The organism is Pseudomonas syringae (genome assembly GCF_021605415.1).
Classification (GTDB): domain Bacteria; phylum Pseudomonadota; class Gammaproteobacteria; order Pseudomonadales; family Pseudomonadaceae; genus Aquipseudomonas; species Aquipseudomonas syringae_S.
In genome coordinates, this window is record NZ_WKEQ01000032.1 from 42,289 (window position 1) to 65,053 (window position 22,765).

The window sequence follows — 22,765 nt, forward strand, 5'->3', positions numbered from 1 at the left end:
TTTCGAGAGTTATTCAATGCGCCGTCTTCACGCCGTCATCCTGTCCCTGCTTTTGTTGAGCCTCAGCGCCTGTGCGCTGTTCCCCCATCGCGATCCGGTCAACATCAATGTGGTGGGCATCGAACCGCTGCCGAGTCAGGAGCTGGAAGTACGCTTTGCTATCAAATTGCGCGTGCAGAACCCGAACGATACAGCCATCGACTACAACGGTATTGCGCTGGACCTAGACGTCAACGGCCACTCCCTCGCTTCAGGCGTCAGTGATCAGAGCGGCACAATTGCGCGTTTCGGCGAAACCGTGGTCAGCGTGCCGGTCAGCGTTTCAGCCTTTTCCGTCCTGCGTCAGACCCTCGGCCTGAGCCAGACCCAAACCCTCGACAATTTGCCTTACGTCCTGCGCGGCAAACTGGCGGGCGGGCTGTTCGGCACCATGCGTTTTACTGACTCAGGGAAACTGAGCTTGCCAGGCTCGAATGCGGCCAATTGGTGAATGCAAAAAGCCTGTAGGAGCGAGCCTGCTCGCGATGGCGGTTTGTCGTCATCGCGAGCAGGCTCGCTCCCACACGGATGAGCGTCAGGCGCTGAATCGCACTCCCGGTCTGGCGCGCTCATCCACGCTCAACTCAAACACATCCGGCCGGGCATAGTGGCCGACGACGTCGTAGTCGTAACGGGCGCGCACAAGGTCATCGGTGTTGATCTCAGCGGTGAGTAATCCCGCTTCACCCTTGAGCGGCCCGGCGAGGATGTCGCCCATCGGGCCGACGATGACGCTGCCACCGGCAATCAGCGGCCGATCACCCGGCCAGTTGGCAATCTCGACACCCAACTGATCAGGCGACGCCTGCACCTGGCAGGCACTGACTACAAAACAGCGTCCCTCATGCGCAATGTGACGCATGCTGACCTGCCACATTTCCCGCTCGTCCACGGTGGGCGCGCACCACACTTCGATGCCCTTGGCGTACATCGCCGTTCGCAGCAGCGGCATCATGTTTTCCCAGCACACCACGGCGCCGAGTCGGCCGACCTGGCTGTCGAGCACTGGCAATGTCGAGCCATCGCCCATGCCCCAAATCAGACGTTCGGTGCCAGTCGGCATCAGTTTGCGATGTTTGGCAACCAGCCCGGCCTGCGGATCGAAATACAACGCCGTGCAATACAGCGTGCTGCCAGCGCGCTCGATAACACCCATGACCAGATTGGCCCCGGTGCGTGCGGACAATCCCGCCAACGCCTCGGTTTCAACGCCGGGAACATCAATGGCATTGGCGAAATAACGGGCAAATGCTTCACGGCCTTCCGGCAACCGATAGCCCAGTTGCGTGCCGAAGCCCTCGCCTTTCGGGTAACCGCCAAGCAAAGCTTCGGGCATGACCACCAATGCCGCGCCTGATTCGGCAATGGCGGTTTCCCAACTGAGGATGAGTTCGAGGGTGTCGGCCTTTCCACCAGGCAAGGCGCCGATTTGCAAGGCGGCAACGATAGTCTTGGGCATTGTGGTCACTCCATCAGGATCAGGTATTGCTCATTTTCGGTCTCCAACCGATCATGAATAAAGCCCGACTCGCTGCTGAATGATATGAACCAAATGAATATCGCAACGATTGATCTCAATTTGCTGAAAGTTTTCGAAGCCCTGCATGAAGAATCCAGCGCCAGCCGCGCGGCATTGCGCCTGGGCGTCACTCAGTCAGCGGTGAGCGCGGCGTTGCGGCGATTGCGTGAAACGTATGGCGATCAGTTGTTTGTGCGCACCGGGCGCGGACTGGCGCCGACGCTCAAGGCCGATCAGTTGAAACCGGTGGTCAGCGAGGCCCTGAACAAGTGCCGACAAAGCCTGGCAATGGTCGATCCAGCAGCCAGCCATTACGAAGGCCGCTCAGTCACTGTCGGATTATCGGACGACTTTGAGATCGCCTACGGCCGACGCCTGATCGAAGACATCGCCGAGCGTGCGCCCAAGCTGCGCCTGATCTTCCGCCAGACCCACAGCCAGATCGTCGCCCGAGCCCTGATGGAACGCAGCATCGACCTGGCGATCACCGCCGGCGGTTTTGCCGAGCGCTTGCTCAGCCGTCAGGTGCTGGGTGAAGGTGGCTACGCGTGCCTGATAGATCCGCTGAGTCTCGCGCCGGGACAGCAGCGGCTCGATCTTGAGGAGTTCGTCGCCCGGGAACACATTCTGGTGTCGTCCGGCGGTTTCATCGGCATCACCGATGAAGGGTTGGCAGCCGTGGGACTGAGCCGTCGGGTCTGCGCATCGACCACGCATTTTGCGGCGCTGCCGCATTTGCTCATGGGCAGTCAGGCGGTGGCGACCATCCCGGATCATGCCGCCCGAAGCATCGCCGCACTGACTGGCCTCGCGCTGCTGCCCTGCCCGCTGCCCCTGCCACGCTACCCGATCGAATTGGGTTGGCGCACCAGCACACAGATCGATCCGGTACTGATCAAGGTGCGCGAGGCCATTGTCAGCAGTTTTGCACTGAGCTGATGGCGTTTACTTGTTGGCAGCCATCAAGCGATTGACCTCGCTGCGCACCATATTGGCGAACTCCGGCGGCGACATGCCGTCCAGTTCCGCGCGAACCCACTCGGCCCATTTACCCTTGCGCTTGCCGCGCTCGCCAAACAACCGGGCGGCTTCGCCTTTGGCTTTACCCAGATTGTTTTGCCAGAGTTCGAACAGTCGGGATTTCTCGTCTTCCAGCGCTGCGCGCTCTGCGAGGGGTTTGTCGGCCAGATTGAAACTCATGGGGAAATACCTGCTGCGTAAATAGGCGACATCTTACACGTTGAAGCGAAATCTCCCGCGCCGGTTTTGCCGTGGCGACTAGAATCAGTGCAACTTTTTACCCATCGCCACACTCCATTGCTCACTGTTCACTTACCTGAAGGAATTACTCAATGGCTCGCAAACCCGCCGCGCAAGCTGCCGAAGACCAAATCAAGGATCAGGCATTCAGCGAACTTCAGGCCCTGATCGAAGAGTCAGAGAAACTGCTCAAGAGCAGCGCTTCACTGGTCGGTGAAGAAGCTGAAACCCTGCGTGGGCAAATCGCTTTGAAACTGCAACAGGCACTGGATTCAGTGTCCAGCGTGCGCGACCGCACCAAGCCTGCAGTGGATGCCACCGAAACGTACATTGGTGGCCATCCATGGCAGACAGTGGCGATTTCCGCCGGTTTCGGCCTGGTGGTCGGGTTGCTCCTCGGTCGCCGCTAAGCGGCCGACAAAAAAAGGCGAGCATCAGCTCGCCTTTTTCATGCCTGCCATAAAACCCTAGACCCCAGCCAGTTCGCGAAGATGAGCCAGCGTCTGCTCATCCAGCACAATGCCCTGAGCCAGTGACTTTTCGCGTTGCGCATGGCGCCGGTCACCCGGCAAGCGCTTGAGACCTACCCCATGCATCTGCCGCACCAGTTCCTGACTGCGCTCGGCAAAGCTCTGACCGGCCGCTTTTGCCGGATCGATGACGATCAACAGTTGCCCCGTCCACGGCGTCTTCGCTCCCGGATGGTTCGACCAGTCGAATTCGAACGAAAAATTACCGCCCGTGAGCGCGGCCGCCATCAGTTCGACCATCATCGACAATGCCGAGCCCTTATGCCCGCCAAACGGCAGCAACGCTCCGCCTTCGAGAATCGCTTTCGGATCCTGGGTCGGCTGACCGAGGCTGTCCACGCCAATACCCAGCGGCAATTTTTCGCCCTTGCGCGCAGCGATCTGCACATCACCGTGGGCAATGGCGCTCGTGGCCAGATCGAAGACAATCGGCGCCCCGCCCGCCCGCGGCGCGGCGAAAGCAATCGGGTTGGTGCCGAACAAGGGTCGATCCGCGCCGTGGGGCACGACGCAGGTCATGCTGTTGACCACGCTCAACGCGACCAGTCCTTCTTCGGCGAAAGGCTCGACATCCGGCCACAGGGCCGCGAAATGATGGGAGTTGCGGATCGCCAGCACAGCGATCCCGGCATGGCGGGCCTTTTCCACCAACAATGCACGCCCGGCATCAAGCGCGGGCTGCGCGAACCCGTTACCTGCATCCACCCGCACAAAGCCTGGCGCAACATCTTCAACGACCGGTACCGCCTGGCCATTGACCCAGCCGCTCTGCAGGGTCGAGACATACCCCGGAATACGAAAAACTCCATGGCTATGAGCGCCGTCACGCTCGGCGGCAGCACAGTTGGCGGCAAGCACCCGGGCGACCATGGCTGATGTGCCGTGGCGCTGAAAAATCGTTTCAAGCAATTGCGTCAGGGCGCCGAGTGACAGCGTGGACGACGCAGCAGAGATTCCATGATCGTGTGGCGCAGACATCTGAAGCTCCAGAATGGTTATTGGAGGGAACAACAGCGTACGAACTTGCCGCCGCTGATTAACCATGCCCGACCCGGCGCCTGTCAACCCTTCTCCGCTGCGCCGCAAGTTGGCCGAACACGTGAGGCTGACACATCAGGGCGCATGCCATGCGATAACTATGTACCACCTGCTAGGCCAAGCCGAATTCTAGTCTTCAGTCTCTTACCCAATGCGCGGCTTCCAGCGCCTTTGCGAGACTTGATGATGCCTGCACCTTCGTCCCCGTTACTTTTTCCACCGGTTCTGGACAATCCCGGGCTCTGGAGCAATCTGGGCAAAATCCATGATCTGAACACCAGGGATTTCGAATGGCTCGCCCACGTGAAACTGGCCACACAGGCGCTGCGCAACAAACAGACGCCGCCCATGCTGGCCGAACGCATTCTGCTCACCGCCGAGGGTGAAACCGCCGCCCTGCCACTGGCCGGCAGCTTTTTGCTGAGCGCCACGCCGGACGCCGCCGCAGTGATTTTTTACAGCCCTTATGACGGGATCAAGAAATACCACAGCCGAGGTTTTTTTCAGGAAGAGCTACAGAAACGTCTCGACGGCGCGACCGAGCAGGACGATTTGCTGGCCTTCATGGCCTCCTCCCAACGCAAGCTGTTGGTGGAAAAACGGGGTATCACCCTGACCTTTGAAACCATCGACGGCGATGTCTTTGACGATCAGCGCGCCCTCGTCCTGGGCACTCTGGACTTAACCATGGCGGCGTTGCTGACCGAGCTGAAACAGATGCCGCCCCTGACGTCGATGTTGCACGGCGCCATGGACGATCTGCTTGAAACGGAACTGACCGGTGTCCAGCAACGGCAAACCCTCGTCAGTTTCCATGACACTTCGGTCATCGCTGATGAACATGCCGACACAAACACACGGCACTGGCTCAACAGCATGAGTTTGGGTGACGCGGTATTGATGCGGTTCCGTCATCAAGGCTGGCCAGAGCATCAACGGGCGTTTTTTTCCAATCCTGGCAGGACAGCCGCCCCTTCAGACCAGGGTATCTGGAGTGATGCCGTAAAAGCCGCGTCAGGCAAACTGCCCGCGCTGCTGTTCCGCCAGCTTGATCGTTTCTGGGACGCACCCTGCGCCGAAGGTCAGTCAAGGCGTGAGTTTTTCGGCCGGGCGCTGGAAGACCTCGCACGGGCCGAGCTGCTGTTCAAGCGTGAAAGCAACATCATCGACGCCGGCCAGTTCGATAATCTGCATCTGCTGATCCGCCCGGCGACGGCCCCGGCAAGGCGCCCGGTCATTGAAACGGTACGCTTGTGGGAACATGAACCCAATTTTGTCGAGCTGGCCGGCTCGCTGATGATCAGTGACAGCGTGACCGCGCTGTACACGCCCTCCCAAGGGCTGCAAGTGCTCAAGGATTATCAGGATCTGAAGGACACCCTCGCGAGCAAATTCACCGCCGCCGGACATGAAGACGAACTCTATGCGCTGTTGAGCCTGGATGAACACAGCCGCTTCCTGGGTTTCAAGTGGCCGAAGATTTCCGGTGAAGTGATTGCCGGCGACATTTTCAGTGCCCTGTTCGAATCCATGCTGACCAAGCAGCGGCAAAACATCGAGCACGTGTTGCAAGTGTTCCGCCACAGCAATGGCGCCGTCGATATCCATCCGCTGTTCGACAAGGCGCTGGATATCCGGGCGATGATCCATGAAAAACTGAGCCAACTGGATGCGGATGGACGCTGGAGCACGCGACCGGTATTTTTCGGTGATCGTCAGCCCTCGATGGTGGCTGCCGACAAGGCAGCTGCGGCCGTAAAGACCTTCCGTCATCTGGAAGACGCCATGGCCACGCGCTTCAATGCACAGCCCATCGCCACGGCAGCGGCGCAACGTGGTTATCTTGAGGCATTGCAAAAAGATCTGGGCCATTTGTGGTCGGTGGGGGTGCGTGCAGAGGCCGCGTGGCGGGTGCAAGGCCAGTCACTTCACCCGGACGAACAGGCGATTGTCGATACAGTGTTCAATCCCGACCACGCCACTCGCCAGAGTCGTCTAGAGCTCAACGGCTTCCAGCCCGATGCGTACAGACTGACGCTCAAGCGTAACGACAAAACTGACCTGCTACCGTTAGCCCACTGTGTGCTCCTGACAGAACGCGGCGGTCTGGATGTCAATCATTCCGGGCGTACGATCCTCTGGACGCCGGCGGCAGGCCTGGAAGTCTTCGCGACTGTCGACACGTTGCGCCAGACCCTGGATCGGCGCCTGCTCGACCGCCAAAGTGGCCTCACCTTGCTGGAAAACCTTGAACCACTGCATCGCGAGCATCATCAGCGATATTCGATGGGGCCATTGCAGTTGATCGACGGCAACGTCCTGCACGAGCGCATGGGTTCGGCCATCGAGCATTTTCTGGCGCGTTGCGAACGGATACGCACAAGCGTCAAGGGCGACAACGAGCAACGAAGAGCCTTGATCGCGATGGCCAAAACGGCCATCGACAGCAATCTGCCGCGGGCGACCGCGAATGCCAAAGCGATCAACCTCCAGCAGTTGCTGCCCGCATGGCTGGCCATGGCGCCGTTCACAGAGCAACAGTTGCACATCGAGTTGCTGGAGCAGTGGCGCCATAGCGTGATCGATGACAAGGACTATCTCGACGGGATCCAGCCGTTGGACGAATACGTTCAGCAAACCTTGAAAACCCTGCTCGACACTCGATTCCCTGGAGAACAGCTCGACCCTTCACTCATCGAAATCACCCCGAACCTGATCCTCGCCGGGCCGCCGGGCACCCTTACAGAATTTGCCCTCAACCATGTCAATGTTGCCCAGAACAGCGGTTTCAAGGTCAGCTCTAAAACGGTCAAGGCGCTTCCTGCCGGGCTTGATCAATCAGCGGTGAAACAATTGTTGCTGTCGTTATCCATTCCCACGGCTTACGCCCGACAGGTCAGCGAAGCACTATCGGCCACGACGCCGGCGTCAGTCGTCCGCAAAGCATCTTTCTTGCGCCAGTTACCCTGGCAACTGCTGCAACACGCCCACGCCATGAAGTTGCAGCACCAACTGAGCGACAGCGCTTTCGACAGTCTCTGTCAGGTGCTGGACATGCCCGACGGGCTCGCCCGGGCGACCGTTCCGGGTGCCGAGGCGAGTGTTTGCGCGCTGTCGTTGATCAAGACCGCCGGTGCTGTCGCCGCGAAAGCGCTGGGGATGTATCTGATTGGCTCAGGCAGCGACCATAAGGGCCCGCTGGTGCTTTACTCGGCGTACGACGAACAGATTTTGCGCGAGTTCGAAAGCGAGGCCGCGCTTGTTTCGGCGCTGAACACGCCAGGCACGTTGCAAGACGTACTCTTGCGAAGGTTGCCGTTCGACCAGCAAGCCGTGTTCAAAAGCCTGTTCAAGTCGAGTGTCGGCACGACCAGCGAAATCACCCTCGATACCAGCCCGATCACCGGCAATCTGCTGCAGCAGCTGTTCAACGATAACCTGACCCTGATGACGCATTTGCTGAGCAGTCAGGCTGTGGCGTCGGCGCAAATCGATTGGGAGGCGGCCAGGCATCTGTTCAGCAAGGGCGTCCATCTGATGGCCAACGTGCTGCCGGGCAAACTCGCCTATGGAAAATTCCTCTGGCAGGCCTACAGGGACTTCAAGGATTCCGCCGAAGCGCTGCAGGATCATCATTGGAAGAAGGCTTTGAAGGCCTTCATCGACGGCGCGGCGCAGATGGTTTCGGTGGGCCGTCTGGCCATGGAAACGCCGACCGAGCCGGTCAGTATCGAGTCACCGCAAAGCGATGGAGCTGTCGTGGCACAACCCTGGTCGCACATCAGACCGACGTCACCTTCACGCACCCGGTTGCAATCGCTTGAAAGTACGACCGTCGCGCTCAAGGATATGAAAAAGAACACGTCCAGCCACATCTACGAAGCCCCGGACAAACAGACCTACGCCGCCATCGCCGGCAAGGTCTACCCCGCGATCAGATTTGGCGAGCACTGGCATCTGGATCATGAAGATCGCGGACCGGCGCTGCTCAAGGCCGGCTCGGTCCTCGTGCTCGATCCTGACCTGCATACCGTTCTGTACGGTAAAGCGATGTCGAGAATGCATGAACGTTATGCCATCGAGCGCGATCGTCGCAATGCACTGAATATCGATGCCGTGGGCATGAACGAAATCCGCCGGCTGTTCCCCCACAAGGCGCAGGTATTGGTCAGCGCCATCGACCTCGCCCGTTTTTATGCCTTCAACAGCCTGCACAATCTGGCGGTACGCAAAAATGTTCCCGTTACGCGGCTGGACAACCTCTTTCAGCGGATTTTCGATACCCAAACAATCGATGATGCATTGCTCACGAAAATTCACGAAGCAATCACCCCCATCTGCAAGGCGTTGGTGGATCCCGAAGACGAATTGATGGATACCGAGCGCTTCGTGATCGGCAGCGTGCGAGACCCGGCGATGAACGCGATCGCGTTTGTCGTGGTTGGCGATAGGTTGCGCAAGGTAAATTTCACCGAGCTGTTTTTTGATCAGCAGCTCGATGATTTCAAGCGAGTCACCCACCCATCGTTCGATGTCGACACCCACGCCCAGGCCGTGACGGTCATTCACGAACTCTCTCATCTGCACGCCACCGTGGATCTGGCCTCAATGGAAGCGCGTCAACCGTTTTCCGATCTGATATCACTCGCCTCGGCACAAGGACGCAAGCTGAAACGGGAACAAACGGATCTGCGCGCAAGATTTTTGTCGTTGGCGACGCCGCGCCCCCAACTGTTTTCATACTGGAGCAACTCGAAGCAAGCCTGGAGGCGCATCAAAAAAACGAGGAATTCCAGACATGCGATATCCCTTGCTGTCGACGCCATTCTTGACGCGACGAACACGACGACGATGGAAGACGCCTGTGATGCTTTTCTCGATCAGAACGCTGCAGGCGCGCGCATCAATGTGATCTTGCGCAATGCCGATTCGTTGGCTTGGCTGATCAGCGAAATGGGCAGGCAACTCGATCCGGCCCCCGTCACTCCCAAACCTTGAACGAAAAAAATGCGCAGGCCAAAGACCTGCGCATTGTATGTTCAACCGATGAGGGCGAGCGCCTCTCAGTCTTTTTGATCGCGCAACACGTTGCCCGAAGCGCCGTCGATACGGAACTCATAGACCACGCCGTCGGCCTTGCGCCCCTCGCCCTTCCAGTAGCCGTCGTTATCCGCCTCGATTTCATATACCTCGACATAACCGGCCTTCGTCTTGACGGTTTCAATGGCCTTTTCAATGGTGATCCAGCCCGCGCCCGGACGATCTGCCAAAGCGGCTCCGGCACTCAACAGACCGATACACGTGATCGCGGCAGTCAGGGTTTTTCTGATCATTTTTTCACTCCATTTGTGGATGATGTTTCCTGTTGACCTTTTTTTTGGTCGCCTGGGCAAAAAATAAGTTCCACTTTGATAGTTAATTGCCATGACTGATGTTCTCGCCACGTTGCCCTCAAGGTTAGAATGCAGGAAATCAGGACGAGTCAATGACCCAAGACACTCTCTCCGAAGCCGAATACGATGCGATCACCGATGCCGCCGCGCATTGGTGCATGCGTATGCATGCCGTTGACTGTACCGAACAGGAACGCCAGGCATTTGAGCATTGGTACGCCGGGCACCCGCTTCACGCGTTCGAGTACGATGCGATGCTGGAGATCTGGGAGGTCGCCGAACACTTGCCGCGTCCCGAGCCGGCCGACATCCCGGTGCCGAGCCTGCCCGCGCCCACTCGCTCATGGCGTCACTACGCAATCGCCGCCGGCGTCTGTGCGCTGGCATTGCCGCTGGCCGGTATCACTGGCTGGAACCTCGGTTGGCTGCCTGACAGCTATCAGCATTTTGAAGCCACCGACACGGTTCGCCACATCACCCTGGGCGACGGCAGTCAGGTCGAGCTGAACCTCAACAGCGAACTGACTTACAGCAATTACAAGGATCAACGTCGGGTCACGCTAAAAAAGGGTGAAGCGTTTTTCAACGTCACTCACGACATGACTCATCCGTTCGTTGTCCGGGCAGCGGAAGGCCGGATCCGCGTGACCGGCACCCGTTTCAACGTCTGGATGTATGAAGATCAAGTTCGGGTGAATCTGATCGAAGGTTCGGTGCTGGTCACCAGTAATACGCAGCTGTCCGGCGATGGCTTGCGCCTTGGTCCGTCGATGCAGGCGCGTTACAGGCATGGCGATTACATGCCGCAGATCAGCCAGACCTATGCCAATGACAACGCGCTGGCCTGGCGCAACGGCAAACTGGTCATCGACAACCTGGCGCTGAACGAAGCCTTGCCGCTGATCAATCGCTATCTCGACAAGCCGGTGATGCTGGCGGATGCCGGCACTGGCTCGATCCGTGTCGGCGGCATCTACAACATCAAAGAGATGAACAGCCTGGTCGGGTCACTGCCCAAGGTGTTGCCGGTGTATGTGACTCGCAACAAGCAAGGCAATCCGGTCATCAACTCAATGCCTCAACGGCCTCCAAAAAGCTGAAGGCCACACCCTTTTCAGGATGCGGCCTTCGCATTTTTTACTTGTCCGCCGTTATTGCGCGGCGACCTTCCCTGCCTTGTCCAGCGCTTCACTCACGGTCTGCACCTGATACTGCGGGTCAGCCTTGATCTGCGCCTCGGTGAACGGCATCGTGCTCCACTGTTTCTTCGAGAACGCCTGGGTTTGATCCCGCGAATATTTCGACGCCGGATCGCTCGACAGTGAAAACGCCAGCAAGCCTTGAGCGTGCGGTCCTTTTTCGTCGAAGGTCACCACTTGCAAATAGCTCGTGCCGCTGATCACCTCAAGCTTGCCGTCTTCGCGCGGCACACTCTGGATTGCGTTGTAGATACCCAGCGTGCCCGGCCCGCCGTGAATCGGCGTCTGTTGGCCGCCGCTGCTGGCGACTTGAATGTCGCCCCAACGTGTGTCTTGGGTGATGCCCATTTTGCCGGTCAACGCGACCGAGGCCAGCATCGCTTCGCGCAACGCCTTAGCCACTGACGGTTGTTCGACCGCGAGACCTCGCGGTGTGTGTTGCGCGTCTTTTGGATCGAACGGCACCCGCCAGATACCCGGCGACGCTTGCAAGGTTTGCATGATGTTCTGGAAATGCACCAGGCCCGGCCCGGAATCCAGATTCGCTCGCCCATCCCACGCCTTGAGGCTGGTACACGCCGGTTTCAGCGCAGCCGCATCAGCGCCCAGATCGGCGGCACAGAAACTCAATAGATCCGGTACAACCTGCGTCGCCAGATAGACCTGATCATCCATCACCATCGCCTGCAAATCCTTCACCGCCAACGGCCCTTTCCGACCGAGCGTGTTCAGCCGATCCAGCGCAAACCGCGAGCGCAAGCCCAGAGGCTGGCCGTCCTGGCTGATCAACGGCGAATAGCCGGTCAGCGGTTGCGCCGGGTTGGCCAGCCACGCCGAATCGTTGGAATGCTGCACGAAGTCTTTGCGCAACAGCTGCGGCAATTGGCTGGCGGCATAAATGCCTTTTTGCGCGGCATGCGGATCGATGTCCCAGGCACAATCGCTGTTGGAACCGTCCAGCACGATCAACTGCAAGCCGATGCGCGGATCGCTGCACTTGGCCAGCTTGTTGGCACTGACGTTCGGCACCACCGAGAGGTTCATGTACAGCGTCTGGCCTTTGTCATCCACCGCCAGGGTATTGACCCACGGAATGCCCTGAATCTTGTGCACCGAATCCTGCAAATCCTTGAGCGTTGCCGCACGGTTCATCGAGTACCACTGATTCAACACACGGTCGTTGTCAATGTTCGCGTCACGCAGGCTATAGGCGTATTGATTGTCCCAGTCGAGCTTGCCGGGCCATTGCACCACCGGACCGAATTGCGAACTGTAGACCTCGCGGGCAACCGGTTTGACCTGACCGTCCGCCTGTTTGACGTGCACGGTGACAGTCTGTTTGCTCATCGGCAGCGACTTGCCGTCCAGCAGATAACGGGTCGGATCCTTCGGATCGAGTTGCAGGCGATACAGGGTGAAATGTTTCGACGAATCGACGGTGTGCGTCCACGCCAGGTGCTGGTTGAAACCGATGTTGATCATCGGCAGGCCCGGCAACGCGGCGCCCATTACATCGAGTTTGCCCGGGATGGTCAGGTGCATCTGATAGAAGCGCATGCCGCCGACCCACGGAAAGTGCGGGTTGGCCAGGAGCATGCCACGGCCGTTGAACGAGCGCTCGCTGCCGACCGCCACTGCATTGCTGCCGCGATCCAAAGCGAAGCGCTGCAGGCGGTTGTCGGCCAATTGATAGGCGCTGTTGTTACTTTGCGCCTGCGCCGTGGTTTGTGGCGGTGTGGCACCGACGAGTGCTTCAGCGAACTGCCCCACCCCGCCCTCGACCAGCAAGCGGCGGGTCAGCTTGACCAGGTCTTCGGCGGTAATATCGCGAACCCATTCACCCTGGCATTGTTGCGGCAAACTTTGCTGGCTGCGCTCGGCCAAATAGCGGTTGTAACCGGCGGCGTAGCCGCTCACCAGGTCACGCACCTCCACCGGTTGCGCCTGCCAGAACGCGTCGACCGCTTGCGGTGTGTTGAGCCAGGTAAAGAACACGTCGCTGACGCGGTTCTCCCGCTGCTCGACCGTGAACTGTTCAGGGCCAAAATAACGCGAGCGCTCGCCATTGACGGTGACGATTTCGTTGGCCAGCAGACAGAGATTGTCCTGAGCGTAGGCATAACCGATGCCGAAGCCGAGGCCGCGTTCGCTTTCAGCACGAATGTGCGGCACTCCGAACGTGGTGCGACGGATGTCGGCACCGACCTGGGCCGAAGGGCTGAGCGCATGGGCCGACAGGCTAAGCCCGAGAAACATGCCGGCCAGGGTCAGTCCGGTTAATTGTCTGGAATTTATCACGCTCGCTCCTGATGGTTTTGTCTGTTCAGGAAACGAAGTCGAGGAGAAAAATTTAAGCGTTGAAACGGCTATTTGAAGCAACGTTTACGGGCTGGCGACATTCTTGCGACAAATTTTCTACGTTTTGTCGTTCATGATTTTTCCTGCTGATTCGTCTTATACCTTGAGAGCACACAAGAACCCTCGCAGACCAGGCTCTGAAAAGGAGTAATCCCATGTACAACTCGCAACTACCAACGGAAGGTAGCCCGATGTCGCCTGGAGGTTCCATGACGGCTGGAGCCGGCAATTTCGGACAACGCGCCGAGCGTCATGGCAACGAACGCATCCGCTTGCTGCTCAAGAGCTTCGGCCTGCGTACCAGCCTGATTCGGCTGAAAGTCATCGACGCGCTGCTGATCGCCGCCGAAAGCGATCGCCGCCTGGGTGTGCGCGGGGTTCACAGCCAGTTGCTGGATCTGGACATTCCGCTGTCCTTCCTCAGCGTGCGCGAGGTGTTGAAACGCCTGAGCGCCGAAGGCGTGATCACCTTCAACGCCGACAAAAGCTACAGCCTGCATCCACAGGCCGCCGCCCTCCTCAACGGTGATTGAGACACGCCGCCGTCAAGGCTTCACCTTGCGGCGCAGGATGCCGTTGATAACGACAACAACGACCGCCACGGCCATGGCGATGTACTGAAAGGTCTGCTCGCTGATCACACCGGTTCTCTGCAGCCAAGTCAGGCCCAGCAGGATCGCGACCATGGCCAGGATGATCAGAAGCGAATATTTCAAGCGTTGCGAATGGGTCATTGCGGGTTCCTGAATCTTTGAAATGTATCCGGTTTGTATCCGCCTGCATGCCAAGCACCTACCATGTCCCGGGGATGCGGCACGGCAAACGGGGTCTCATGTTACAGCCGATGAAGAGATTTGGCTTCATTACGGCAATCACCATGAGGAACCTTGAAATGCTTCGTCGAATCACCTGGCTGATTCCTGTTCTCGCACTGCTGACACTCAGCGGCTGCATCTTTTTCCCTCACGGCGGCGGTCATGGCGGTCATCGCCATTATCAGGAAGGCCCCGGTTACTATCACCGATAGTCTTGAAGTACGCTTTCAATGCTGACCGACAGGATGCCGGCGTCAGCGGCAATAAAGATTGAATGCCCCATGCAATGCCCGCCAATTGGCGGGCATTGTCATTCATGAATAAAAAACAGCCGCTGTTATTTATCGGGTTCAATTCACACGCAACTTCGACAATTGAAATTTAATGTCGCAGCAAAGCATTGGCGGGCCTTCGCAAGTCCCCATAGGCTGCGGACAACCTTCATTGATTGCAAAAACAAGGATGTTTCATGCAAAGAACTTTAATCACTATTAAACCCGTTCATTTGCTCGGCTTTTGCCTCGCATTAACTGGCTTTGAACTTTTAACGTATATGGCCAGCGATATGATCATGCCAGCCATGTTAAGTGTCACCGAAGAGTTCGAAGCAGACGCCCGACACGTACCCAATGCCTTTTATTTTTATTTGCTCGGCGGAGCCTGCCTGCAATGGCTGATAGGGCCGCTGTCCGATCATTTTGGGCGACGCCCCCTCTTGTTGATCGGTTGCGCACTGTTCGCCCTGTCATGCATCGCGGCATTCGCCACGCAGCAGATCGAGATCTTCAACCTTTTGAGAATTGTCCAGGGCGTGGGGCTCGGGTTCGTTGTCGCCGTCAGCTATCCAGTCTTGCAGGAAGTATTTCGCGAAGCGGACGCTGTCCGCATGATGGCGTTACTTGGCAACATTGCGCTGCTGTCGCCATTGCTCGGCCCGCTGATCGGCAGTCTGTTGTTGGAATGGCTGACCTGGCGCGAGCTGTTTCTCAGCCTGGGACTGGCGGCCGTTATTGTCTGGCTTGGACTTTTGAAGTGCATGCCGGAGACGGTCGGGGTGACTCGCCACGATGAACAAAGCCTGGCGTCGGTGGCGTTTTCATGGCGTTCCATCGCAGAGCGTTATCGAACGCTGCTCGGCAACCATCGATTTCTCACCGCCAGCTGCGCGCTGGGCTTGATGAGCCTGCCGTTGATTGCCTGGATCGGCATGGCGCCCCTGTTGCTGATTCAGGTACAGGGTTTGTCTTCTCTGCACTACGGGCTCTGGCAACTGCCCATTTTCGCGGCCGTGATCGCCGGCAATCTGATTCTGGATCGGCTGCTGCCACGCCTGTCATTGGTCAGCATTTTGCGAGTGGCGCTGTGGCCCTTCTGCCTGGGCCTGGCGGGGCTGGCAACACTTTCACAAAGTCATGCGTCGGTCGCGCCGCTGGTGATCTGCCTGATGCTGTACGCCATCGGACTGGGCATGAGCAACGCGGCGCTGTACCGGCTTGCGCTGTTTGCCAGCGATGACGGCAAAGGGCTTGTCTCCGCCATGATCGGCATGATTTCAATCGCTGTGATGGGCGCCGGGGGCATGCTCATTGCCCGGCTCGGAGGTGGATCCAGCCTTGAAGCCTTTGCACTGCTGATTGCACTGGGTGGGTTTTTCAGCCTGCCGCTACTGTGGTTTTTCCTGCAAGGCGCTGATGAAGCGCTTGCTTCTTCCATCGTTCAATAAAGGACTATTGATGATTGATTTACCTCACTGCGAGGCGCTTTGCGCGCTGCCGCACCCTTATGCCCTGGACGCCGTTCCGCCGGGGCTGTTCGACCAGGCCATGGCCGAGATCAGCCGCTTTCATTGTCGGCAAACGCCCGGCTACGAACGCTGGCTGAACGCCAACGGGCTCACTGTCGACGACCTCGACACGCTGCAAGACTGGTCACGTCTGCCACCGGTGTTCGCCAGTTTTTTCAAACGCCAGTTGTGGCTCAGCTCGACCGGCGAGGATGCTCTGGAACTGACGTCCTCTGGCACCACCGGCGAGAAAAGCCGCATGCGCTACGACGCACGCAGCCTGGCCGCCGCTCAATTCATGGTCGCGCAGATCTTCCGCGAGTACGGCTGGGACACCCCCGATACGCCCTGCAACTACCTGCTGCTCAGCTACGAGCCACAGAATCAAATCACCCTGGGCACCTCGTTCACCGATCAGTTTCTCTGCCGCTTTGCCCCGGCCAACAGGGTGTTCTACGCGCTGCGCAGCAATGGCGAGGGCCATCAGTTCGATGTGTTCGGCACGCTGGCCGCCTTGCAGGCGTTCGCCGAAGAAGGCCTGCCGGTGCGGCTTTTCGGTTTCCCCGCGTTCTTGTGGGAAACCCTGCAACACATGCGGACGACCGGAGTGCCGGATCTGAAACTGCCCGCCGGTTCGCTGGCGTTTTTCGGCGGTGGCTGGAAATCCCGCAGCACTGAAGAAATACCCCGCGAGGACTTGTACGCGCGTATTCATCAACAACTGGGCATCGCGCCGATCCATTGCCGCGACGGTTACGGTGCGGTCGAGCATGCGGTGCCTTACATCGAATGCACTCATCATCGCTTCCATGCGCCGGTGTATTCCAAAGTGCTGGTGCGCAACCCAACCGATTTCTCGCTTCAACCATACGGCCAGCCCGGTTTGCTCGGGTTCGTCTCGCCGTACATTTCATCGAGTCCGGCCCACGCCGTGGTGATGAGCGATTGGGCGACGTTGCACCCGGGGTCGAGTTGCGACTGCGAACTGAGCACCGACTGGTTCGAACTGCATGGCCGCGCCGGCACCAGCATCGGCAGAAGTTGTGCCATGGCTGCGGCCGAACTGCTGGGAGGCCACTGATATGTACTTGATCAATGGACAATTGCGTCAGGACTGCAACCTCGAAACCGCGCTGGATCTGCTGCAAAGGGATCTGCCTCGACGACTGGCGCAACCGCTGGCCAGCGCCGTGGTCATTGCTGCCGCCGAGAATTTTGCCGGCCGGTTGCGCGAGCGCACCCTAAACCCGCCCGTCGATGAGGAGCAGCGTCGAGCGCTGATCGACTTCTGTCGCCCCGAAAATCTGCGCGAAAAGCTCGAACGCGAACTGGGTATAAACGCCCATTCGCTACGCCGTATCGATTATCGACAATCGCGTTTCGAGAACTGGAGCCCGCTCGGACTGGTGGTGCACATCACACCGGGCAACTCGCCGTTGCTGGCATTTTGCGCGGTGCTCGAAGGCTTGCTGGCCGGCAACGTCAACTGGCTGCGCCCGAGCAGCAGCGACGCAGGCCTGAGCGCGCAGTTGCTCGGCGATCTGGCGCAGTGCGACACAACGGCTCGGCTCGCCGGCTACATCGCCGTGCTGCCGGCGACCACCGCGCAGATTGGCCTGCTCTGCCAGCGGGCGAACGGCGTATCGGCCTGGGGCGGCGAGTCGGCCTTGCGCGCAATCAATCGGCAAATTCCGCCGGGATGCCGCTGGATCGACTGGGGGCACCGCATCAGTTTCGCTTATCTGACAGCCGACGCGGCCTCGGCCGAAGCGCTGGATGCCGTGGTGGACGAAGTCTGTCGCCTGGATCAACAAGCCTGTTCCAGCCCGCAATGGCTGTTGGTGGACAGCGACGATCCACTCGTATTGCGCTCGATCGGCGAAGACCTGGCCGCAGCTTTCGAGCGTCGCGCGCGAAAATGGCCAGCATTGGCTCCCACGCTTCAAGAAGCCTGTGAAATCACCACACAAACCCAATTGGCGCGCTTGACCCAAAGCTTTTCCGGGCAACCGGGTCATGTCTGGAGCGGCCCCGGCTGGCGGGTGATCTGGGCCCACGATCAATCATTGGCGCCCTCGCCGCTGTTTCGCACCCTGCGCATGGCACCCGTGCCCCGCGCCCAAATCACTCCGGCGTTACTGCAATGGCGCAACGTACTGCAAAGTTGTGGGCTTATTTGCACCGCCGGGCAGACCGCCGCTCTGGCGCGTGCACTGATCGCGGCAGGCGTCACCCGTGTCGCGCCAATCCAGGCGATGCATGATGGCTACGAAGGTGAACCCCACGACGGCGTCTATGCACTTCAGCGTCTGAGCCGAAGAATCTCTGTCAGCCTGCCGCCGCAGCAGTTGCCCACTCATGCCACGCTCGATCCGCAACCTTCACCGGCGGCGCTGACCCGTTTGCCGATCATGGACAAGGCCACCTTCACCCGCCAGCCGCCCGGCCCTGCCGCGCAACTGTATTTCCGTTCCGGCGGCAGTAGCGCAACGCCGACGCTTTCGACGTTCAGTTACCGCGATTTCCAGAAGCAAATGGCCGCAGCCGCCGACGGCCTCTTCGCGGCAGGACTCGATCCCGCGCGCGACAAAGTCATGAACCTGTTTTTCAGCGGGGGCCTGTATGGCGGTTTCTACAGCTTCGCCAAGGTGCTGGAGCAACTTGGCGCCACGCATTTGCCGATGGGCGCCCCGGCCGATGATGACTACCGCGAGATCGCCCAACTGATCGTCGATCTGGGTGTCACCGTGCTGATCGGCATGCCGAGCACCTTGCATCGACTGTTCCTCAACGAAGAACAACGGCTCAAGGATTACGGCGGCGTGCGTAAGGTGTTCCTCGGCGGCGAACACCCCGGCGAGCAAAGCCGACAATTGCTGCAACGCTGTGGCGTGACGACCATTCGTTCGGCGATTTACGGCAGCGTCGATGCCGGCCCGTTGGGCCATGCGTGCTCCGGCTCGGCGGATGGAGTATTTCACCTGATGAGCGATATACAGCACCTGGAGATTGTCGACTTTGACCGTGATACGCCCGTCATCGGTACAGAAACCGGGCGTTTGCTGTTCACCTCAAGTGCCCGGCAAAGCCAGACCGTTCAACGCTACGACGTGGGGGACAGCGGTCGCTGGGTGTTGGAGCCCTGCGCCTGTGGGCTGACATCGCCGCGCTTCGAACTGTTGCAGCGCCACGGCAAGCTGATCCGCATCGGCACCGATTTCATTTCCCTGGCGATAGTGGCCGAGCATCTGCAAACGCCGTTTCAACTGGTGCTCGATCACGCCCCGGACGGGCTGGATCGCATGACGGTGCGCTGCAATCTTTCTCCAATTGAAACCACCGCTCGATTGCAGCGTTACCCGACACTCGTGACGATTATCGACACCGGTTTACTGGCCGTGGAAGTTGAAGTCTGTGACGTCGACACGTTCACCCGAAATCAACACAGCGGAAAAACCCCGGTGGTGATCGATGAGCGCTTAACAACGCAACATGATCAACTTCAGGAAGCAAAACCATGAACGCCGATAAGCAAGTTATCGAGTTGATCAAGTTTGCCCGGCAACATTCTCGGTACTTCGATCATCACTTCAGGGCTTTGCCCGATCCCGTCGAAAACCTGGCGATATTGCCGTTGATTAATCCTTCAGACTATTGGAAAGAAAGTGATCATCTTGAGCATTGGCCGGTATTGACCGGCGCCCTTGAACACGCGGTGGTGTTCAAGACCGGTGGCACCACCAGCAGTGGCAAACTGTCGGTTTTCACCCAACCCGAGTGGCAGCGGCTGGTCAAGGACTTCGGCAGCAGTTGCACCTCTCGGTTCAATCAGGGCGACCGCGTCGCGAACCTGTTTTTTGCCGGAGACTTGTACGCCAGTTTCGTGTTTATCCACGATTCCCTCGCCCATGTCGGCGTGGGCATCACTGAGTTCCCCTTCACCGGGGCGGTCGAGCACGGCGAGCTTGCCGGAGCGATCCTGCGTCACCGGATCAACGTGCTGGCCGGCGTACCGGCCCATTTGCTGAAGTTCGCCGACTGGCTGGCGAGCCGCACTATGACGCTGGACGTCGTCGACACGGTGCTTTACGGCGGCGAAAGCCTGTTTGCGGCGCAACGTGCGTTGTTGCACCGGGTGATGCCCAACGCGCGCATTGCGTCCATCGGTTACGCCAGCGTCGATGCCGGATTTATCGGCGGCAGTCACCGCGACTGCGACGATGGCGAGCATCGAATGAACGAACAGCACACCCTCGTCGAAATCATTGACGAGCACACCGGCGAAATCATTGAAGGCTGCGATCACACCGGTCTGCTGATCGTCACCAACCTCACGCGTCGCTTGATGCCGCTGATCCGTTATCCGGTCGGTGATCGTGCCTGTTGGCGGGAGCCCGTCGGCACGCCGGGTCGTAAATTCGCCCTTCAGGGTCGCAGTGCCAGCGCCCGCCGATTACGCGTGGTATCCGCAACGCTGTTTCCTGAGGAAATGGCCGAAATCATTCTGCGAACCGTCGGCGCGGATGACTGGCAGCTGCTGATCGAGCTACGCGATCAAAAAACCGTGCTGACATTGAAATGGGCGCATGTCGCGGTGCCGTCATCATTGAACCTGACGCTGCGCACTGCGTTGCTGGAGCGCTACCCGGAACTCGCCGAGCTGATCACCGATGGGCAACTGGATCTGTTGATTCGCGGCTGTACGGTTGACGATCTGTCGCTGCATCCACGCTCCGGCAAACGTCAGCGTGTGGTCGATCTACGTTTCCACGACGTACCGACCATGGAGGCGAGCCCATGGACACGCTGACCCTGCGAAGTTACCGCAACACCGATGCGAGGGCGGTCAGCCGCCTGTTTCGCGAAGTCTACGGCGAGCATTACGTGCAACCCCATGTTTATCTGCCGCACATGATCAACCAGAACCATGCAGAGGGATGCTGGCACTCACTGGTGGCGCTGACGGGCACACGTCTGGTGGGGCATGCCACGCTCTTTCGAAACAACGGTTCAAACATTGCCGAACTGGCGCTCAGCGCCGTGCATCCCGATGCCCGGGGTCAGAACGTCGCCACTCGGCTGGGCCAGCAACTGATGATTCATGCCCAGGCGCTACGATGTCGAGGCGTGACGATCAAGCAAGTGACGCAGCACCCGTTCACCCAGCGAATGGCCGCGAGCCTGGGGTTCCATAACACCGGATTGCTCCCGGATTACGTCCCCTCGCCGTTCGGGCTGCCAACGCCCGAATCGATCGTGATCGGGTGCTGCGCCATTGATGGCTACCAGCGCCCGCTGCCCCTTTTGGTTTCACCGCCGGGCTGGCAGGATTTCATGCTCGGCCTGGCCAACGCTTTCGGCACTCAGGATCGCCAGCCTCGCTGGCAAGGATTGGCGGTACGTTTTGAGCAACAGGCCGGGCGTTACGATGTAGTGTTGAAAGAATTGAACCCGGCATTGCTTCAGCAGTTGCGCAAATTGCCGAGCCATTGGCTGATTTCCCTCAGGCTAAGGCTGACTGCCGGGCTGTCGAACGATCTGCTCAAACTGGCCCAGACTGACTTTGTTTTTACCGGTCTGATGCCAGACGACGGCCCGGAAGGCTGGCTTGCGCTGTTTCATCGGGGTATCCAGTCTAAAACGTTGACCCTGCATTGCCCGCACATGCAGCGTTTGCATGACCTGGCGCAGCAGCAGGCGCCGAAGCCTTGAGTCATACTGCGATGGCCCGTTTGTAAGGTAAACGGGCCATTTTTTGAGCGACGATGGGTCGACCTGACAGATTCATCATCCGGCGCTCAGGCACCCTTCAGGATTGATCTAAAATCATCATGCTCGCCCGCCTCGTCGCACTTCGAAACACTCCGATGAGGCGAAGTGGCAAAATCCGTTCAAAATGCGTTCTTTTTTCGCCTTCAACGCCGAGAGCCTGCCATGCGAACCCACCTGCGACTGGTTGCCCTGAGCACCCTGCTCCTCTCCTCCCTGGCGCAAGCCGCTGACCTGATTCCCATCGACGTTCATCGCGACGCCAATTGTGGCTGCTGCAAGAAATGGATCAGCCACCTCGAAGCCAATGGTTTCAAGGTAGAGGATCACGTCGAAACCAACATGAGCGATTTCAAGCAACAACACGGCGTGCCACCGCGCCTGGCTTCCTGCCACACCGCGCTCATCAACGGCAAATTTGTCGAAGGCCATGTGCCGGCGGATCAAGTGCTGGCCTTGAGCAAGCGTGACGATCTGCTGGGGGTCGCCGCGCCGGGCATGCCGATGGGCTCGCCAGGCATGGAAATGGACGGCATGAGCGATGCCTATCAAGTCATCGGCCTGACCAAGGCCGGCACTGACGTTGTCGTGGCGGACTATCCGGCGCATTGATGCCCACGGCTTACATCGGGCTGTTCTTTGCCGCATTCGGCGCGGCGACGTTGCTGCCGTTGCAGTCCGAAGCCGTGCTAGTGGGCCTGTTGCTCAGTGATCGCTACTGGTTGTGGGCCTTGCTCGCGGTGGCGACGGCGGGCAATGTGCTGGGTTCGCTGGTCAATTGGTGGCTGGGGCGAGAGCTCGAACGGTTTCAGACGCGGCGCTGGTTTCCCATCAGCCCAAAGCATCTGGCCCGTGCGCGGGAGCATTACCAGCGCTATGGCCACTGGTCGTTACTGCTCAGTTGGCTGCCGATCATCGGCGATCCGCTGACCCTGGTGGCCGGCGTAATGCGCGAACCGCTTGGGCGTTTTCTGCTGATTGTCACGTTGGCCAAAGGTGCCCGTTACGGGGTGTTGGCCATGCTGACCCTGGGCTGGATCGATTGAACATTCCCGCCCGCCG

The 22,765-nt window shown here is 59.1% G+C and carries 20 protein-coding genes; 14 read left to right on the forward strand and 6 right to left on the reverse strand.

What is annotated here, in order from left to right; all coding sequences use genetic code 11:
* The first annotated feature begins 16 nt into the window (after nucleotides 1–16).
* Nucleotides 17–490, forward strand: a complete 474-nt coding sequence (locus GIW69_RS20370; RefSeq protein ID WP_236484581.1) for an LEA/WHy family protein — start codon at nucleotides 17–19, stop codon at nucleotides 488–490.
* A gap of 84 nt (nucleotides 491–574) precedes the next feature.
* Here the strand turns inward: GIW69_RS20370 and GIW69_RS20375 are convergent, their stop codons facing one another.
* Entirely contained in the window at nucleotides 575–1,498 is a 924-nt protein-coding gene (locus GIW69_RS20375; RefSeq protein WP_236484582.1) for a carbon-nitrogen hydrolase family protein, read from the reverse strand.
* Nucleotides 1,499–1,582: 84 nt separating this feature from the next.
* Between GIW69_RS20375 and GIW69_RS20380 the strand changes: the two genes are divergently transcribed.
* On the forward strand, nucleotides 1,583–2,497 hold the full coding sequence (locus GIW69_RS20380) for a LysR family transcriptional regulator (RefSeq protein WP_236484583.1): 915 nt from the start codon (nucleotides 1,583–1,585) through the stop codon (nucleotides 2,495–2,497).
* Nucleotides 2,498–2,503: 6 nt separating this feature from the next.
* Here GIW69_RS20380 and GIW69_RS20385 read toward each other — a convergent pair whose 3' ends face one another.
* Nucleotides 2,504–2,758: a hypothetical protein gene (locus tag GIW69_RS20385; RefSeq protein ID WP_034155999.1), complete on the reverse strand. Its 255-nt coding sequence runs from the start codon at nucleotides 2,756–2,758 to the stop codon at nucleotides 2,504–2,506.
* Between the two features lie 152 nt (nucleotides 2,759–2,910).
* Between GIW69_RS20385 and GIW69_RS20390 the strand changes: the two genes are divergently transcribed.
* Nucleotides 2,911–3,228 (forward strand): DUF883 family protein, encoded by a 318-nt coding sequence (locus GIW69_RS20390; RefSeq protein ID WP_236484584.1) that lies wholly within the window; start codon nucleotides 2,911–2,913, stop codon nucleotides 3,226–3,228.
* A gap of 57 nt (nucleotides 3,229–3,285) precedes the next feature.
* On the opposite strand, the gene GIW69_RS20395 is transcribed toward GIW69_RS20390, so the two are convergent.
* The gene (locus tag GIW69_RS20395; RefSeq protein WP_236484585.1) at nucleotides 3,286–4,326 is read right to left on the reverse strand and encodes an Ldh family oxidoreductase; all 1,041 of its coding nucleotides are present in this window, start codon (nucleotides 4,324–4,326) and stop codon (nucleotides 3,286–3,288) included.
* Nucleotides 4,327–4,572: 246 nt separating this feature from the next.
* On the opposite strand from GIW69_RS20395, the gene GIW69_RS20400 reads away from it, so the two are divergent.
* On the forward strand, nucleotides 4,573–9,384 hold the full coding sequence (locus GIW69_RS20400) for a dermonecrotic toxin domain-containing protein (protein ID WP_236484586.1): 4,812 nt from the start codon (nucleotides 4,573–4,575) through the stop codon (nucleotides 9,382–9,384).
* Nucleotides 9,385–9,449: 65 nt separating this feature from the next.
* On the opposite strand, the gene GIW69_RS20405 is transcribed toward GIW69_RS20400, so the two are convergent.
* Complete coding sequence (locus GIW69_RS20405) at nucleotides 9,450–9,719, reverse strand: PepSY domain-containing protein (RefSeq protein WP_236484604.1); 270 nt, start codon at nucleotides 9,717–9,719, stop codon at nucleotides 9,450–9,452.
* Nucleotides 9,720–9,871: 152 nt separating this feature from the next.
* On the opposite strand from GIW69_RS20405, the gene GIW69_RS20410 reads away from it, so the two are divergent.
* Nucleotides 9,872–10,879: a FecR family protein gene (locus GIW69_RS20410; protein ID WP_236484587.1), complete on the forward strand. Its 1,008-nt coding sequence runs from the start codon at nucleotides 9,872–9,874 to the stop codon at nucleotides 10,877–10,879.
* A 51-nt stretch (nucleotides 10,880–10,930) separates the two neighbouring features.
* Here GIW69_RS20410 and pvdQ read toward each other — a convergent pair whose 3' ends face one another.
* Nucleotides 10,931–13,276, reverse strand: coding sequence for a bifunctional acylase PvdQ (gene pvdQ, locus GIW69_RS20415; protein ID WP_236484588.1), 2,346 nt, complete (start codon nucleotides 13,274–13,276; stop codon nucleotides 10,931–10,933).
* A 215-nt stretch (nucleotides 13,277–13,491) separates the two neighbouring features.
* Here pvdQ and GIW69_RS20420 point away from each other — a divergent pair, with 215 nt between their 5' ends.
* Entirely contained in the window at nucleotides 13,492–13,869 is a 378-nt protein-coding gene (locus GIW69_RS20420; RefSeq protein WP_236484589.1) for a fe2+ zn2+ uptake regulation protein, read from the forward strand.
* A 12-nt stretch (nucleotides 13,870–13,881) separates the two neighbouring features.
* On the opposite strand, the gene GIW69_RS20425 is transcribed toward GIW69_RS20420, so the two are convergent.
* Nucleotides 13,882–14,070, reverse strand: a complete 189-nt coding sequence (locus GIW69_RS20425) for a hypothetical protein (RefSeq protein ID WP_236484590.1) — start codon at nucleotides 14,068–14,070, stop codon at nucleotides 13,882–13,884.
* 158 nt (nucleotides 14,071–14,228) lie between these two features.
* Between GIW69_RS20425 and GIW69_RS26245 the strand changes: the two genes are divergently transcribed.
* The 8 genes from GIW69_RS26245 to GIW69_RS20460 all read left to right on the forward strand — a co-directional run bounded on the left by GIW69_RS26245 (nucleotide 14,229) and on the right by GIW69_RS20460 (nucleotide 22,749).
* Nucleotides 14,229–14,363 (forward strand): hypothetical protein, encoded by a 135-nt coding sequence (locus GIW69_RS26245; RefSeq protein ID WP_268945587.1) that lies wholly within the window; start codon nucleotides 14,229–14,231, stop codon nucleotides 14,361–14,363.
* A 257-nt stretch (nucleotides 14,364–14,620) separates the two neighbouring features.
* A complete protein-coding gene (locus GIW69_RS20430) occupies nucleotides 14,621–15,874 on the forward strand; it encodes an MFS transporter (RefSeq protein WP_236484605.1) in 1,254 nt (417 codons plus the stop codon).
* A 10-nt stretch (nucleotides 15,875–15,884) separates the two neighbouring features.
* A complete protein-coding gene (locus tag GIW69_RS20435) occupies nucleotides 15,885–17,015 on the forward strand; it encodes a LuxE/PaaK family acyltransferase (protein WP_236484591.1) in 1,131 nt (376 codons plus the stop codon).
* Between the two features lies 1 nt (nucleotide 17,016).
* Nucleotides 17,017–19,455, forward strand: coding sequence for an aldehyde dehydrogenase family protein (locus GIW69_RS20440; RefSeq protein WP_236484592.1), 2,439 nt, complete (start codon nucleotides 17,017–17,019; stop codon nucleotides 19,453–19,455).
* Nucleotides 19,452–20,744: a phenylacetate--CoA ligase family protein gene (locus tag GIW69_RS20445; protein WP_236484593.1), complete on the forward strand. Its 1,293-nt coding sequence runs from the start codon at nucleotides 19,452–19,454 to the stop codon at nucleotides 20,742–20,744. Before GIW69_RS20440 ends, GIW69_RS20445 begins: the two co-directional genes overlap by 4 nt.
* On the forward strand, nucleotides 20,732–21,646 hold the full coding sequence (locus GIW69_RS20450; RefSeq protein WP_236484594.1) for a GNAT family N-acetyltransferase: 915 nt from the start codon (nucleotides 20,732–20,734) through the stop codon (nucleotides 21,644–21,646). The genes GIW69_RS20445 and GIW69_RS20450 overlap by 13 nt, the downstream gene beginning before the upstream one ends.
* Before the next feature lie 222 nt (nucleotides 21,647–21,868).
* Nucleotides 21,869–22,315 (forward strand): DUF411 domain-containing protein, encoded by a 447-nt coding sequence (locus tag GIW69_RS20455; RefSeq protein ID WP_236484595.1) that lies wholly within the window; start codon nucleotides 21,869–21,871, stop codon nucleotides 22,313–22,315.
* Nucleotides 22,315–22,749, forward strand: coding sequence for a YqaA family protein (locus GIW69_RS20460; protein WP_236484596.1), 435 nt, complete (start codon nucleotides 22,315–22,317; stop codon nucleotides 22,747–22,749). The genes GIW69_RS20455 and GIW69_RS20460 overlap by 1 nt, the downstream gene beginning before the upstream one ends.
* The last annotated feature ends 16 nt before the right edge of the window (nucleotides 22,750–22,765 follow it).